The organism is Nonomuraea sp. NPDC048892, from assembly GCF_040649735.1.
In the GTDB taxonomy this organism is placed as follows: Bacteria; Actinomycetota; Actinomycetes; order Streptosporangiales; family Streptosporangiaceae; genus Nonomuraea; species Nonomuraea maheshkhaliensis.
In genome coordinates this window covers 373,849-387,810 of record NZ_JBEZFZ010000001.1, presented here as the reverse complement: position 1 = coordinate 387,810, position 13,962 = coordinate 373,849, and the positions used below count along the sequence as shown (strand labels likewise).

The 13,962-nt window shown below is 71.0% G+C and carries 11 protein-coding genes; 5 read left to right on the top strand and 6 right to left on the bottom strand.

Translation table 11 applies throughout. From position 1 onward, the window contains the following. The first annotated feature begins 30 nt into the window (after positions 1-30). On the top strand, positions 31-1,434 hold the full coding sequence (locus tag AB0C28_RS01860) for a class I SAM-dependent methyltransferase (protein ID WP_358072734.1): 1,404 nt from the start codon (positions 31-33) through the stop codon (positions 1,432-1,434). Positions 1,435-1,723: 289 nt separating this feature from the next. Here the strand turns inward: AB0C28_RS01860 and AB0C28_RS01855 are convergent, their stop codons facing one another. The 3 genes from AB0C28_RS01855 to AB0C28_RS01845 form a co-directional block, all read right to left on the bottom strand. Further along, entirely contained in the window at positions 1,724-4,819 is a 3,096-nt protein-coding gene (locus AB0C28_RS01855) for a BTAD domain-containing putative transcriptional regulator (protein ID WP_358072732.1), read from the bottom strand. Positions 4,820-5,071: 252 nt separating this feature from the next. Next, positions 5,072-5,716, bottom strand: coding sequence for a GNAT family protein (locus AB0C28_RS01850; protein ID WP_346101625.1), 645 nt, complete (start codon positions 5,714-5,716; stop codon positions 5,072-5,074). 141 nt (positions 5,717-5,857) lie between these two features. Then, positions 5,858-7,144, bottom strand: coding sequence for a pyridoxal phosphate-dependent aminotransferase (locus AB0C28_RS01845; protein WP_357839930.1), 1,287 nt, complete (start codon positions 7,142-7,144; stop codon positions 5,858-5,860). 79 nt (positions 7,145-7,223) lie between these two features. Between AB0C28_RS01845 and AB0C28_RS01840 the strand changes: the two genes are divergently transcribed. The 3 genes from AB0C28_RS01840 to AB0C28_RS01830 all read left to right on the top strand — a co-directional run bounded on the left by AB0C28_RS01840 (position 7,224) and on the right by AB0C28_RS01830 (position 10,024). Beyond that, positions 7,224-8,267: a LysR family transcriptional regulator gene (locus tag AB0C28_RS01840; RefSeq protein WP_357839933.1), complete on the top strand. Its 1,044-nt coding sequence runs from the start codon at positions 7,224-7,226 to the stop codon at positions 8,265-8,267. 77 nt (positions 8,268-8,344) lie between these two features. Next, positions 8,345-9,016: a ribonuclease HII gene (locus AB0C28_RS01835; RefSeq protein ID WP_357839936.1), complete on the top strand. Its 672-nt coding sequence runs from the start codon at positions 8,345-8,347 to the stop codon at positions 9,014-9,016. A 27-nt stretch (positions 9,017-9,043) separates the two neighbouring features. Further along, positions 9,044-10,024 (top strand): LLM class flavin-dependent oxidoreductase, encoded by a 981-nt coding sequence (locus AB0C28_RS01830; protein WP_358072730.1) that lies wholly within the window; start codon positions 9,044-9,046, stop codon positions 10,022-10,024. Positions 10,025-10,102: 78 nt separating this feature from the next. On the opposite strand, the gene AB0C28_RS01825 is transcribed toward AB0C28_RS01830, so the two are convergent. From AB0C28_RS01825 to AB0C28_RS01815, 3 genes are all read right to left on the bottom strand, one after another. After that, the gene (locus AB0C28_RS01825; RefSeq protein ID WP_326632854.1) at positions 10,103-10,489 is read right to left on the bottom strand and encodes an SCO5389 family protein; all 387 of its coding nucleotides are present in this window, start codon (positions 10,487-10,489) and stop codon (positions 10,103-10,105) included. A 97-nt stretch (positions 10,490-10,586) separates the two neighbouring features. Beyond that, positions 10,587-11,516, bottom strand: coding sequence for an ATP-binding protein (locus AB0C28_RS01820; protein WP_357839942.1), 930 nt, complete (start codon positions 11,514-11,516; stop codon positions 10,587-10,589). A 183-nt stretch (positions 11,517-11,699) separates the two neighbouring features. Next, positions 11,700-13,079: an LCP family protein gene (locus tag AB0C28_RS01815; RefSeq protein WP_358072728.1), complete on the bottom strand. Its 1,380-nt coding sequence runs from the start codon at positions 13,077-13,079 to the stop codon at positions 11,700-11,702. Between the two features lie 127 nt (positions 13,080-13,206). Here AB0C28_RS01815 and AB0C28_RS01810 point away from each other — a divergent pair, with 127 nt between their 5' ends. Then, positions 13,207-13,935 (top strand): class I SAM-dependent methyltransferase, encoded by a 729-nt coding sequence (locus AB0C28_RS01810; RefSeq protein ID WP_357839948.1) that lies wholly within the window; start codon positions 13,207-13,209, stop codon positions 13,933-13,935. Positions 13,936-13,962 lie beyond the last annotated feature (27 nt).

Sequence of the window (13,962 nt, the reverse complement as noted above, 5' to 3'; positions counted from 1 at the left end):
CGGAAGATTTCACGGTGAAAGGATGGCCTTGTGGAACGACTGCGCCATCACCTCCTCGAAACCGGCTACTCGATCGACGGCGTACGCGAGCGCCTGGGCGCCATGGCCGCCTCAGCCCTGGCCAGGGAGGAGCTGACCCCGGCCCTGCGCGCGACCGCGGACGGCGACCCGCTGGCCACGCTGATCCGGCTCTGGTGGCTCGGCGTCCCCGTGCCGGCCAAGAGCGTGCCGCCTGAGGTGCTGGATTCGGGCCTGGTCACGGCCGACGGTGACCAGGTCGTCGCCACCGTCCACCTGCAGCCCTGGGAGACCGGCGGCTACCTGGTCTCCGACAGGAAGGTACGCCCAGGCGACCCCGCGCTGCGGCCCGACCACGTGGTGGGCGCGGGCGGAGCCTCGGCCAACCTGGCCCAGTTGGTCACCCGCCGCCCCGTGAGCCGCGCGCTCGATCTCGGCACCGGCTGCGGCGTGCAGGTGCTGCACCTGGCCGGCCGGGCCGAGCACGTCGTGGCCACCGACCTCAACCCGCGGGCCCTGGAGCTGGCCCGGCTGAGCTGGGAGCTGTCCGGGGTCGAGGGCGTCGAGACGCGGGCCGGGTCGCGGTTCGAGCCGGTCGAGGGCGAGCTGTTCGACCTGATCGTGAGCAATCCTCCGTTCGTCATCGCCCCGGCTAGCGAGGGCAAGCTGACCTACCGCGAGTCGGGCGGTGACGGCGACGACTTCTGCCGCGACCTCGTCCGCGAGACGCCCCGCTACCTCAACCCGGGAGGTCAGGCCCATTTCCTGGCCAACTGGCTGCACGTGGAGGGAGAAGACTGGCGCGACCGCGTCGGCGGCTGGCTGAGCGAGAGCGGCTGCGACGCCTGGGTGGTCGAGCGCGACGTGCAGGACCCGGCCGAATACGTCGAGCTGTGGCTCAAGGACGCGGCCGAGCAGGGCACCAGGCACTACGCGGAGCACTACGACCGGTGGCTGGCCTGGTTCGAGGAGCGCGGGGTGGAGGGCGTCGGGTTCGGCTGGATCACCATGCGCAACTCCGGCACGCTCGACCCGGTCGTCCGGGTGGAGCACCTCGCCCACCAGGTCGCGCTCCCGGTCGGCGACTACGTCGACTCCGTCATCGACTCCATCGCCGCCGCGCACCGGGCCGACGACCTCGACGGCGCGCTGCTGCGTACCGCCGAAGGGCTGCTCGACGAGCGGGTCGGGCTGCCGGGCGCCGAGGACCCGATCCGCATCGTGCTGCGCCAGACCCAGGGGCTGCGCCGCAGCAAGGAGGTCGGCACGGTGGAGGCCGCGCTGGCCGGCGTGTGCGACGGCGAGCTGGCGCTCGGACCCCTGCTCAACGTGATCGCCGAGCTGGTCGGCGACGGCGAGATCGCCAACTCCGACGCGATCAGGCCGCTCATCGCCGAGGGCTACTTCCTGCTCTGATCCGAGGGTTTATCCGCCGTTGATTGGATGTCAATTTCCAGGGTGGAGGCTCTGAGCCAGGACACGGACCTGGGGGGTTCGAGGGCCGTGTCGGGTCCGGCCGGCCGTCTTAAGTGAGGCGGCTGGTCACTACGCGGAGCATCCGGATAACCGGGCCCCCTAGCGACGCGTGGTGGCCTATGAGATGGCCGGCCGGGCTGAACACGACCGATCACGAGGTGTTCGTGACTCCCTAAGGACAGCCTTGATCAACCATGTGTGGATGACACGTCTGGACGACGAGCTGTACTCAGGACTCGACGACGGAATCGGCGGGCTCGCTCACGGGGCTACTGACGGGGCCTCTCATGGACCCGCCGACGGGACCGCTGACGGACTCGCCGGCGGAGGCGCCGTCGAGCAGGGCCTTGAGATCGCCGGCCTCGGGCGCGCCGAGCCTGGCGAAGATCTCGAACGCCCTCCGTAGGCAGTCGATGCTCCTCGTCCTGCTGCCGAGGCCGTGCAGCGCCTTGCCGAGTACGGTGAGCGAGAGCGCCTCGCCGTAGGGATGGCCGATGTCGCGGGCGACCACCAGGGCCTCCTCGGCATGGCGCACCGCCTCGGCGTACCGTTCCGCGGCGATGAACGTCTCGGCCAGCCGGGAGCAGACCCGCTGCTCCCACACCCGCTGCTTGCTGGCCCGGAAGAAGGCCAGGCACTCGGCGTGGTGGTGGACGGCCTCGGTGATCCGGCCGACGCGGCTGAGCACGATGCCGAGGTGATAGCGGGCCCTGGCGGTGCCGGCGCCGCTGCCGATCTCGGTGAAGATGGCCAGGCCCTTCTCCGCCGCGGCGATGGCGTCCTCGGGCCGGCCCAGGCCCAGATGGTCGCGGGCCGAGTAGCTGAGCACCAGCGCCTCGCCGGCCGGCACGCCGTTCTCGCGGTAGAAGCGCGACGCCGCGTCGAACAGGGCCAGCGCCTCAGTGTGCCGCCGCTGCCTGCCGACCACGACGGCCAGGGCGTTGAGCACCTCGCCGGTGACGACCTTCTCCCCGCGGGCGCGCGACAGCTCGTCCACCACCCTGAACTGCTCCTCGGCCTGCTTGAGCCGGTTGCCGGCGAACAGCACCCGGCCCAGCACGTAGCGGGCGCGCAGCTCGCCGCCCTCGTCGCCGATGTTCTGTGCGGCGGCGAGCACGGCACGGGTGCTCTGGTCGAACTCGCGGGTGTGGGTGCCCGACTCCAGCAGCGGCTCCATCGCCACCAGCAGGTCGCCGGCGGGCAGCAGCTGCCCGGGCGCGCGGGCCGACGCGGCGGCCTGATAGATGGCCGCGAACAACGAGTCGCCCTCGGCGATCAGCCAGGCCACGGCCTCGTCGACCGAGGTGAAGTCGAGCCCGGTGCCGGCCACGGCGAGGTTGGCCGGGATCATGCTGCCCTCGTAGGCCAGCGTGTGCGCGGAGCGCGCCGAGGCCAGGTAGAAGTCGAGCAGCCGGCGCAGCGCCGTCGTACGCGTTTGGGGCCGCTCGGCCTTGTCCAGTGTCCGCCTGGCGAAGAGCTTGAGCAGGTCGTGGAAGCGGTAGCGGCCGGGCGCCGGGGCCTCCAGCAGGCTGGCGTCCACCAGCGATTCGAGCACCTCCTCGGCCTCCAGGACGCTCGTCGCCAGCACGGCCGCCGCCGCCCCCGTGGAGACGTCGGGGCCGTTGGGCAGCGACAGCAGCCGGAAGGCGCGGGCCTGGGTGGGGGTGAGCTGCCCGTACCCGAGCGCGAACGTGGCCTCGACGGCCAGGTTGCCGACGCGCAGCTCGTCGAGGCGGCGCTGCTCGTCGGTAAGGCGCGACACCAGCGAGGCGACCGTCCAGGACGGGCGGGCGGCCAGCCGGGCGGCCAGGATGCGCACCGCCAGCGGCAGGAACCCGCACGCGGCCACCGCGTCCATGGCCGCGCCGTGCTCGGCCGAGGCCCGCTCGGCGCCGGCCACCGTGGCGAACAGCTGCAACGCCTCGTCCGGCTCCATCACGTCGAGGTCGATGAGCTTGGCCGAGGGCAGGTCGGCCAGCTTGCCCCGGCTGGTGACGATGGCGGCGCAGCCGGGGGCGCCCGGCAGCAGCGGGCTGACCTGCTCGGCGTCGCGGGCGTTGTCGAGCAGCACGAGGATGCGCCGCTCGGCCAGCAGCGAGCGGAAGAGCGCCGAACGCTCGGCCTCACCGTCGGGGATGACATCGGGTGGGATGCCGAGCGCACGCAGGAAGCCGCCGAGCGCCGACGCGGGCGCGGTGGCCTCGTCGCTGTAGCCGCGCAGGTCGGCGTAGAGCTGGCCGTCGGGGAAGGCGTCGTCGAGCAGGTGGGCCACGTGGACGGCGAGCGCGGTCTTGCCGACGCCGCCGATGCCGGAGATGGCCGCCACCGGCACGCCTTCCGGCGCCGACCTGGTGGTGGACAGCGGAGCCGGGGAGTGGGCCGACAGGAGCGTGCGCAGCCGTACCACGATCTCCTTGCGGCCGGTGAAGTCGCCGGCGGCGGCGGGGAGCTGCGCCGGCCTGGGCAGCTCGGGAGCGGGCGGCTGCTCCTCCTGCTCCTGCGCGGGCTCATCCGCTTGCGGGATGTCAGAGGTCTCCAGCGCCAGAGCGGGGTCGGCGGCCAGGATGCGCTGGTGCAGGGCGCTCAGCTCGGGTCCTGGCTCGATGCCCAGCTCGTCGATCAGGGCCTCGCGGGTCTCGGTGAAGACGCTCAGCGCGTCGCCCTGCCGGCCACAGCGGTAGAGGGCGAGCATGAGCTGGGCGCGCAGCCGTTCGCGCAGCGGGTGGTCGGCGGTCAGGGCGATCAGCTCGGAGACGACCTCCGCGTGGTTGCCCAGCTCCAGGTCAACGTCCATGAGCGTCTCGGTGACGCTGATGCGCCGCTCGATGAGCCGGTCGCGCTGGTGCTCGGAGTAGGGGCCGACGGTGCCGGCCAGCGGCTCGCCCTCGAACAGCGCCAGCGCCGAACGCAGCTCCCTGGCGGCCTCGGCCAGCCGGCCGGACTTGCGCGCGGCCTCGGCCTGGCCGATCCCGCGTTCGAACCTGGCCAGGTCGAGCGCGTCGTCCGGCAGGCGCAGCGCGTAGCCGCGGCCGATGGAGGTGAGCAGCTCGGGGCGTGAGCGGGCGGGGCGGTCGGGCTCCAGCACCGTACGCAGCCGGGAGACGTACGTGCGCAGCGCCCCCAGGGCCCGCGGCGGCGCCTCCTCGCCCCAAACCGCGTCGATCATCTCGTTGGGCGTGACCGCGTGACCCTGCCGGAGCAGCAGCATGCCGAGGATGGAACGCTGCAAGGGCGTGCCCAGGTCGAGTTCCCGGCCGTCTCGCCACGCGCGGACAGGACCGAGCACGGCGAAGCGCAGCCCGCCTTCAACGCTCTGACCGACCATGCCGTATGTCTCCAAGCCAATGGAACGATTTGTTACCAAATGATAGATCCATACCTTCTCGTCACCTAGATCCAGGTTGATCGTTCACCGAAGCGTTGATCCGCCTTTGATTGGGTGTTGAGCGGCGCCCCCGATGGTGGTCTGTGAGGCGTGACACGCATCGCGGGGGCGTGTGTCATGTAGAGGGAATGTAGGCCGGAAAAAATACGACCCCGCCCGATCAAATCGGGCGGGGTTATTGCGGACGGGTTCTCAGGCTGCCTCGACCAGACCGAGCCTCATGGCCAGGCGCTCGCGGACGAGCGGCCATTCGGAGTTCAGGATCGAGTAGAACGCGGTATCTCGGACCGTGTTGTCGGCGCCTCGGCTATCCGCTCGTCGCACCCCGTCGAAGTGTGCGCCGAGAGCCTCGATGGCGGCCCGGGATCTGGTGTTGCGTACATCTGCTTTCAGGGTGATGCGGTGGACGTGCCACGTCTCGAAGGCGTGCGAGAGCAGGAGGTATTTGCTCTCCCGGTTGACCCCGGTGCCCTGGGCGCAGGCGCCCAGCCAGGTGTAACCGATGTCGGCCACGGACGGGGTGTCGCCTACCGCACCTCGTGTACCCGGCGGCCAGGGCATGGGGCCCTGCCAGTACTCCAGGTGCATGAGACGGGTGGCACCGACCACGCGGTCGGTGTTCAGCCACCGGATGGCGAAGGGCAATGAGCGGCCCTCCGCCTGCTCAGCCATGGCCGCCTCCACGTAGGAGACGACCTCGTCCCGGCCATGCGGGACGCGAGTGAAGGCGTAGGTGGAGCGGTCTTCACTCGCTGCGGCGACGAGGTCCTCGACCGCCGCCAGGCTGAGAGGTTCCAGGCGCACGAGGCGCCCGGACAGGGTGACAAGAGCGGGCATGAGCACATGATGAGGGCTACGGAGCGTGCGCGTCACCAGGCAGTCACAACCATCTTCCCGGCCGAATTGCGGATGTGGTGTTTCCGCAGGTCAGAGCCCCCTTTTGGGGGAGGGTAAACCCGCTCTTGGGGAAAGATTCGCCTAACCGTGACATGCCGTCGGCACGAGGGTGGCGGGCCGTTCGCCCACCACGCTGTGGCGTACCGGCGACAGCCTGCTCAGCCCGGCCGACAGGAAGTCCAGATTGGCGGCGATCCACGGCAACTGGAGTGGATCGGGGCTGTTCAGGGCGGCGCCGCGCTCCTCGGCGGAGTCGCCGTAGAGCAGGCTCACCGCGACCCTGACCCGGGCGGCCGTCGGCGTGTCGCCGAAGGCGTGTCCCGGCAGGACGCCGATGCCGTGCTCTTCGAGCAGCAGCTTGGTGATCTCGGCGGAGCCGCCGAGCCGTAGGTGGCTGAGGTCGGGATAGAGGTAGAAGCCGCCCTGCGGCATGGGCACGCAGGCGCCGATCTCGGTGAACCTGTCGTGGACCGCGCGGGCGACCACGCCGTGCAACCGGCGGCTGCGGGCGATGCGCTCGGTCAGCTCTTCGGGATCGCCGAAGGCGTAGGCAGCGGCCTCCTGTACGGGAGCCGCCGGCGCCGACCAGATCTCGCTGGCCACCGCGAGCAGCTGCCTGCGCAGCTCGTGACCGTTCTCGGGCAGCCGGGCCACGCCGATCCGCCAGCCGCCCAGGGCCAGGCTCTTGCTCAGCCCGGTGGTGATGATCGTGCGCTCGGGCGCCAGATCGGCCGGTGAGGTGTAGGGCAGGTCGGGGTCGTGCAGCAGGTCGCGGTAGATCTCGTCGGAGATGATGGTCAGGTCGAACTCGCGGGCGACCCGGACCAGGCGGGCGATGGTCTCGGGCGTGGCCAGGCGTCCGGTCGGGTTGTCGGGCAGGGTCACCAGCACGGAGCTGACGGTCCTGCCCTGTGACCTGGCCAGGCGCACCTCGGCGGCCACCAGGTCGGGATCGGGCACTCCGCCCTCTCCTGGCGGTGCGGGCACCAGGAGGGGACGTGAGCCGACCAGGTCGGCCTGCGCGGCGTAGCTGACCCAGCTGGGCATGGGCAGGACGATGTCTCCGCCGATCGCCAGCAGCAGGCCGTACAGCAGTGACTTGCTGCCGGGACCGCAGACGACCAGGTCGGGGTCGGTGGTGAGCCCCCGTCGTGTCCAGTAGCCCGCCGCCGCGGCCCGCAGGCCGGGCGCCCCCGCGACCGGCCCGTAGCCGTTGCGCTCGGAGGCGGCGGCCAGCCTGTCGCGCAGCGCCGGGTGGACGGGCAGACCGGCTTCACCGAAGGCCAGGTGCAGCACGCGCTCCCCGGCGCGTCGTCTTCGCTCGATGTCCTCATTCGCCGCCAGGGTGGCGGACAGAGTTACGGTCATGTTTGTCACGTTCCCAGAGTGGTTGGATGAAGGCATCAGCACAAGCGGAGCTTTTTGTGGGTAGGCATAAGGAAGTCTGATGCTCGAATTGCGGCGATTGGTCCTGATCTGCGAGTTCGCAAGGAAGGGAAGTATCGCGGCGACGGCAGAAGCGCTCGGCTACAGTCCGTCGGCCGTCTCTCAACAGCTGGTCGCGCTCGAACGCGAAACCGGCACGGCGCTCATCGACAGGACGGCGCGCAGCGCCGAGCTGACCGACGCCGGTCGCCGGCTCGTCCTGCACGCCGAGCGCATCCTGTCGATGGTGGAGGAGGCCGAGTCCGACCTCTCCGCGCACGCCGGCACACCGTCCGGGCGGGTCGTGGTGAGCGCCTTCCCGACGGCGGCGGTGGCGTTCGCGCCCGCGCTGGCGCGCTCGCTGCGCCGTCACACCGAGCTCACGCTGCGGCTGGGACAGAGCAGGTCGGGGCGGGGGATGCGCGAGGTGCAGTCGGGCGAGGTGGACATCGCGCTCGTCGACGACTGGTACGGCCGCGTCCGCGACAGCGAGAGCCTGCGCGCCTTCCCCCTGCTGCGCGACCCCATGGTGCTGGTCGTCCCGCGCAAGCACCGCCTGGCCGACCCCGACGTGCCCCTCGACCTGCGGGAGCTGCGCGACGAGCCGTGGATGGCCACCCCCGACGGCGAGCCCTCGCGGCTGGCGGTGGACCGGCTGCTCGTGGACGTGGGCGGCACCCGGCCGACGCCGTGGGAGTTCGAGGGGCTGGGAACGATCCTGTCGCTGGTCGCCAAGGGCATCGGCATCGCCGCCGTGCCCGCGCTGGCCCTGGCCGCCGGTGTGCGCGGGCTGGCCGTGCGGCAGTTCCCCGGCGATCCGGTGGCGCGCGACGTACACGCGGTCGCGCGCGGGTCCAGCGTGCACCGGCCGTCGGTGCACGTGACGCTGCGCGCCATCCACGTCGCTGCCCGCTACATCGCGGCCGACCTGGAGCCGGTACGGCTGGCTGAGCGGTCGCGAAAGGACCGTTCTGCCGACCCCGCCGACTCCGACTCCGGCGGCGGGTGGGAGGGCGGCGCGGTGCGGTCGGCGGGCTCTGTCGTCGGGAGGTCGTTCGGTGAGTGACGGTCGGTATGGGTCTGCTGCTGCTTCTTCTTCGGTCTGTGCGGTCATGGTCCTGTGAGGCGATAGCGTCTGCGGGCATGGCGCCGACGTACGAGATCGAGCAGTTGCTGCTCTCCCAGCCCAGCGTCCGGACGGTCGCGGGCGTGGACGAAGTGGGCCGGGGCGCGTGGGCGGGGCCGGTCACGGTCTGCGCGGTCGTCACCGACCTGTCCGAGCCGCCGGCCGGCCTGACCGACTCCAAGCAGGTTTCCGTGGCCAGACGCGGTCCGCTGGCCGCCGAACTGGCGGTCTGGGCGGCGGGCGTCGGCTTCGGCGAGGCCACGCACGAGGAGATCGACACGCTCGGCATGACGGAGGCCCTGCGCAGGGCCGCGCGCCGGGCGCTGGAGTCGCTGCCGGTCCGTCCCGACGCGGTGATCCTCGACGGCAAGCACGACTACATCGGCGCGCCGTGGCCGGTGCGGCTTGAGGTCAAGGGTGACGCGGCGAGCATCTCCGTCGCCGCGGCCTCGGTGCTGGCCAAGGTGCGGCGCGATGCGTACATGGGGACGATCGGCTGCGACGAGTACGGGTTCGCGGAGAACGCGGGCTACCCCTCACCCGTGCATCAGGAGGCGCTCGCCCGTCTCGGGCCCACCCCGCACCATCGGCTCTCCTGGTCATACCTAGACGAGCTGCCCCAATGGCGACACTTGAAGCACCATCGTGACCCGCTGGCGGGCGAGGGGCAGGCCAGCCTCTTCGCGTAGTCGCGCCGATCGGTCATCATTCGGTGGGTGCGCATCGGCATTTTCGTGGTCGCGGGCCTGTTCCCCGGCCGGCAGGCCGGGCCGACGCTCGCGGACGCCGTGGAGTGGATCGTCGCGGCCGAGGAGGCGGGGTTCGACGACGCGTGGATCGCCGAACACCACTTCATGTCGTACGGCGTCTGCCCCTCGCCGCTCACCCTGGCCGCGGTCGCGATCGGCAGGACCACCCGCATCGGGCTCGGCACGGCCGTCAGCGTGCTGTCCACCCAGCATCCCGTGGCGCTGGCCGAGCAGGCCGCCGTGCTGCACCACCTGTCCGGCGGGCGGTTCACGCTGGGGGTGGGCAGGGGCGGGCCGTGGGTGGATCTGGAGGTGTTCGGGACCGGGCTCGATCGGTATGAGCGGGGGTTCGCCGAGTCGCTCGACCTGCTGATGTCGGCGCTGTCGGGCGCGTCGGTGGCGGCCGACGGGGAGTTCTTCCGGTTTCGCGAGGTGCCGATGGTGCCGGGGGCGCGGCTGCGGCCGGTCGTCGCCTGCACCTCACCCGGCACCGTCGATCTGGCGGCCTCGCGCGGGCTGCCGATGCTGCTGGGCATGCACATCGGGGACGCGGACAAGGCGGCGCTGGTACGGCGGTACCGCGAGCACGGAGGGCCGCCTGGGGGCCATGTCGCGGCCGGGGTGGCCTTGGTGGGTGACTCCACGGCCGAGGCGGTGCGTGAGCTCAAGGAGCGGATGCCGTCCTGGCTGGGGCCCGGTCTGGCCGGATATGTGCCGGTGGACGATCGGCCGCGCACGGCTCGGGACGCCGGCGCGTACGTCGAGTTGCTGACCGGAATCCATCCGGTGGGGTCGGCCGAGCACTGCGCCGAGACGCTGCGGCGTACGGCGGAGAGCACCGGGATCGAGCACTTCATCCTGCTCGTGGAGGGGCTGGGCGAGCATCGGCGGACGCTGGAGAACATCGCCAGGTTCGGCGCCGAGGTGCTGCCGCTGTTGCGCGGCTGATCCGGCTGATCCGACTGCTTCGGTTGATTGCGGCTGATCCGGCGGGCCGGCCTTGGACCGGCCCGCCGGGGCAGGGGCTCAGCAGTCGACGAGCTCCGGTTTCTGGTTGAGGATCTGAGCGCGCGGGGTGACGAAGTCGGCCAGGGCCTTCGTGGCCGTCGGGTCGAAGACGGCGACCCGGTGGCAGTTCTGGAAGGCCAGGCGCACGCCGTAGTGACGCTCCAGCGCGCCACGCATCGAGTCGCTCGCCAGGCAGCGAAGGAGCTGGCCGCGCGCCTCCTCTGACGGCGGCGGCACCTCGTTGTCGGCGAACTCGGCCCCGCTGTGCTCACGCTGCTTGACCAGCTCGCTGATCAGCGACCACGCGTAGGGCAGTGAGTCGCGGACGCAGGCGAGGAAGGCCGCGTCGTCGACCTCACCGGCTTTGGCCTGGTCGAGCAGATCGTTCGGAACGGTCAGCGACATGCTGTCTCCTCTCGAAAGGGATTGAATCTGACGCTAGGTCGGAAAAGGGAAGGGCTCCAGATTCCCAACGGGAACAGTCGCGTGATCTCGCCCGCGTTCAGGGGCCGTAGACGAATCCCGGGTCGACCTGCTCGGCGAGGTCGGCGCCCGTCCGCTCGTTGCCCCAAGCCTTCGCGTTGCGCAGGTGGAACTCCACCGTCTGGCGGCCGAAGCGGGCCCAGTCCTTCTCCTGCTCGTCGAGGGTCTTGCGGAGCACGGCGAGGGCGTCGGCGTTGGCCGGCTCCAGGTCGTCGAGGGTGAAGTGGCGGCCCTGCTCCATGGCGCGGACCGCGGCGGAGTGCTCCATCCAGGTGAGCAGGTCGTCACCCACGTGCTCGCGCAGGAAGTCGACGTCGGACGGGCCGTGCACCTTGTTGCCCACGACGGCGAGGGCGACGTCGTACTTGGCGGCGTACTCGCGGTACTGCCGGTAGACGCTCACGCCCTGCCTGGTCGGCTCGGCGACGAGGAAGGTCAGGTCGAAGCGGGTGAACAGGCCGGAGGCGAAGGAGTCGGCGCCTGCGGTCATGTCGACCACGACGTATTCGCCCGGGCCGTCGATCAGGTGGTTGAGCAGCAGCTCCACCGCGCCGACCTTCGAGTGGTAGCAGGCCACGCCCAGGTCGTCCTCGCTGAACGGGCCAGTGGCCAGCAGACGCAGGCCGTCGGGGGTGGTCAAGCCGTAGGGGTCGGCGGCCAGGTCGTCGAAGCGGAGCAGCCGGGAGCCGCGGCCGGGTGGGGTGGTCTTGAGCATGACCTCGGCGGACGGGATGCGCGGGTTGTCGCCGCGCAGCCGGTCCTTGATCTCGGTGAGGTGGGCCCCGAGCGGCTCGGGCTGCTCGTCGAGGCCGAGCACGAGGGCCAGGTGCTGGTTGATGTCGGCGTCCATGGCCACCACCGGGCCGCCCTGGCTCGCCACGTGTCTCGCGAACAAGGCCGACATCGTCGTCTTGCCGCTGCCGCCCTTTCCGACGAACGCCACTCTCACTGTTGCTCCAGGTGAGGATGAAAATCATTTCCGTTGGGGACGATCACCATCATGCCACAGGCGTCGCGCGGAGACACGGGAAACGGCGGGCACACCGAAATGAGATTCATTCTCGGAACGCGTGGGAGACGCGGGAGACGCGGGAGACGCGGACAAGGGCTGGGCCTCGGTGAGACCCTGGGCTCAGGCGCAGGTGGCGTCGAGGCTGACCGGGGCGTCGGTCGGCGTCGGGGACGGCGATTGCGGGCCCGAGGTCTTGGTCGAGGCGGAGCGCTCCTCCAGGGCGTCGTCCACCTCGCGCCGGATCGCGTACCAGTCCGGGTCGGCGGTGTTGACCAGCGGCGGCACGAAGTTCAGGCTGCGGATCTTGGCGCCCTTGACCTTCTGCGCCAGATCGACCACCGCGGGCAGGAGGTCCTGGGGCAGATCGGTGGAGATGGCCCGCTTGGTGGCCGCGGCGAGGCGTTCGAAGCTGTTCAGCACGGTCATCGGGTCGGCCTGCTTGGCGACCGCGTTGAGCAGGCACTTCTGGCGTCCCATGCGGACGTAGTCGTCGCTGTCGGTGCGGGAGCGGCCGTACCAGAGGGCCTCCTGGCCGGACAGCTTGCGGGTGCCGGCGGGCAGCAGGCCCTCGCGGTAACGGCCGTACACGATGGGGTCCTTGATCGTGACCTGGACGCCGCCCATGGCGTCGACCATCTCGGCGAAGCCCTTCATGTCCACCATCGCGTAGTAGTCCACGGGGATGCCGAGGATGTCGGCGATGGTCTTCTTGATGAGAGTGGGGCCGCGCTGCCCCTTCTGTACGCCCGGCACCACCTCGGGATGGTCCTCGGCGTACTGAAAGACCTCGTTGAGCAGGCCCGGGGTGTCGGGGCCCGCGCCGGTGAAGCCGTAGGGGAAGCGGTCCCTGGCGGGACCCACGGGCAGCTGGACCTGCTGCAGGTTGCGCGGCAGGCCGAACAGGACGGTCGCGCCGGTGGCCACGTTCACGCTGGCCACGGTCATGCTGTCGGTACGCACCCCGGGCCTGCCGGGCGCGGAGTCGCCGCCGAGCAGCAGGAAGTTCACCCGTTCCGCACCGTTCCACGGGTCCTGGGCCATGACGGGGGTGGTGGCGGTGGTGCCGCGCGGGAACAGGGTGTTCACGACGTCGCGCGACAGGTACGCCAGCCGGGTGGCGTACGCGGTCGGAGCCAGCACGAGCGCGCACAGCGCGACCGTGAGCGTGGTGGTCAGGAAGCGGCCGACGGTGTCGGAGCGGGCGGGGCGTACCAGCAGGAACGACCAGACGATCACCCCGGTCCAGGCGAGCGCGACGGCCACCAGCGCGACGGTGAGCCAGGTGAGCCAGCGGGGCTGCACGGCCAGCGACAGCAGGTTCGCGCTGAAGGCGGTGAACACGGTCAGCACGCCGGCCAGCATCAGCACGTATGCCGCCATCAGGGCCAGACCGGTCTTACGGCGCTCAGCGGCCAGGTGTGCCACACCCCACAACAGGGTCGAGGCCAGCGTCAGTGCGATGCTCGCGCCCGGTCCGAATCGCCGGTCCTCTCCCGTCATGCCTGGTCAAACCCCCAATGTGCGCCCATCCCAAGCACGTTAGTAATGCGCGGTGCGTGTCAGGCGTTGCTAAGGGCAAGGGTTCGGTCAAATCACCGTCAAGTACACATTGAGATATAACGTGAGCATGAGCAAGCGTCACGGCAGCTACGGGTTCGACGCACCCTGGGCACTGGCCGGTCTGCTCCTGGGAGCGATCGTGCTGCTGGGCCTGGCCGGGATCTCGTTCGCCCTCGACGTCCTCCCCGCCGGCGTCGCCTTCCTCTTCGGCGGGCTCTACACGCTCGCCAGCGCGGTCAGCTACCTCTACACGACCAGGCGCGGCAAGTTCGTCGTCTGGGACAGGGAGCTGCGGCGGCTGCGCGGCGACGAACGGCTGCTCGACCTGGGCTGCGGCAGGGGAGCGGTGCTGCTGCTCGCGGCCGGACGGCTGGAGCGGGGCAGCGCGACCGGCGTCGACCGATGGCGCACCAAGGACCAGTCGGGCAACCGCGCGCCGGTCACCAGGCGCAACGCCGAGCTGGAAGGCGTCTCCGACCGGGTGCGACTGGTCACCGGCGACCTGCGCGACCTGCCCTTCTGCGACGACTCGTACGACGTGGTGGTCGCGAGTCAGTCCGTGCACAACATCCCCGACGCCGAAGGACGGGCCCAGGCCGTCCGTGAGGCGCTGCGCGTGCTGCGGCCCGGCGGGCTGGTGCTCATCGCGGACTTCCAGCACACGCCCGCCTACGAGGACACTCTGCGCGACCTGGGTGTGATCGACGTACGCAGGCGGAACGCGGGCTGGCGGTTCTGGTACGGCGGCCCGTGGTTCGCCACCGGCATCGTGGAGGCCAGGAAACCGGCCGCCTGACGCGACGTTTGCGCGCCGCTTCCCGGG

Bases quoted from the DNA above. Each gene is read 5' to 3' on its own strand.
- AB0C28_RS01845 (WP_357839930.1), bottom strand. From the start codon at position 7,144: ATGACCGTAACTCTGTCCGCCACCCTGGCGGCGAATGAGGACATCGAG.
- AB0C28_RS01835 (WP_357839936.1), top strand. From the start codon at position 8,345: ATGGCGCCGACGTACGAGATCGAGCAGTTGCTGCTCTCCCAGCCCAGC.
- AB0C28_RS01855 (WP_358072732.1), bottom strand. From the start codon at position 4,819: ATGGTCGGTCAGAGCGTTGAAGGCGGGCTGCGCTTCGCCGTGCTCGGT.
- AB0C28_RS01815 (WP_358072728.1), bottom strand. From the start codon at position 13,079: ATGACGGGAGAGGACCGGCGATTCGGACCGGGCGCGAGCATCGCACTG.
- AB0C28_RS01850 (WP_346101625.1), bottom strand. From the start codon at position 5,716: ATGCCCGCTCTTGTCACCCTGTCCGGGCGCCTCGTGCGCCTGGAACCT.
- AB0C28_RS01840 (WP_357839933.1), top strand. From the start codon at position 7,224: ATGCTCGAATTGCGGCGATTGGTCCTGATCTGCGAGTTCGCAAGGAAG.
- AB0C28_RS01825 (WP_326632854.1), bottom strand. From the start codon at position 10,489: ATGTCGCTGACCGTTCCGAACGATCTGCTCGACCAGGCCAAAGCCGGT.
- AB0C28_RS01810 (WP_357839948.1), top strand. From the start codon at position 13,207: ATGAGCAAGCGTCACGGCAGCTACGGGTTCGACGCACCCTGGGCACTG.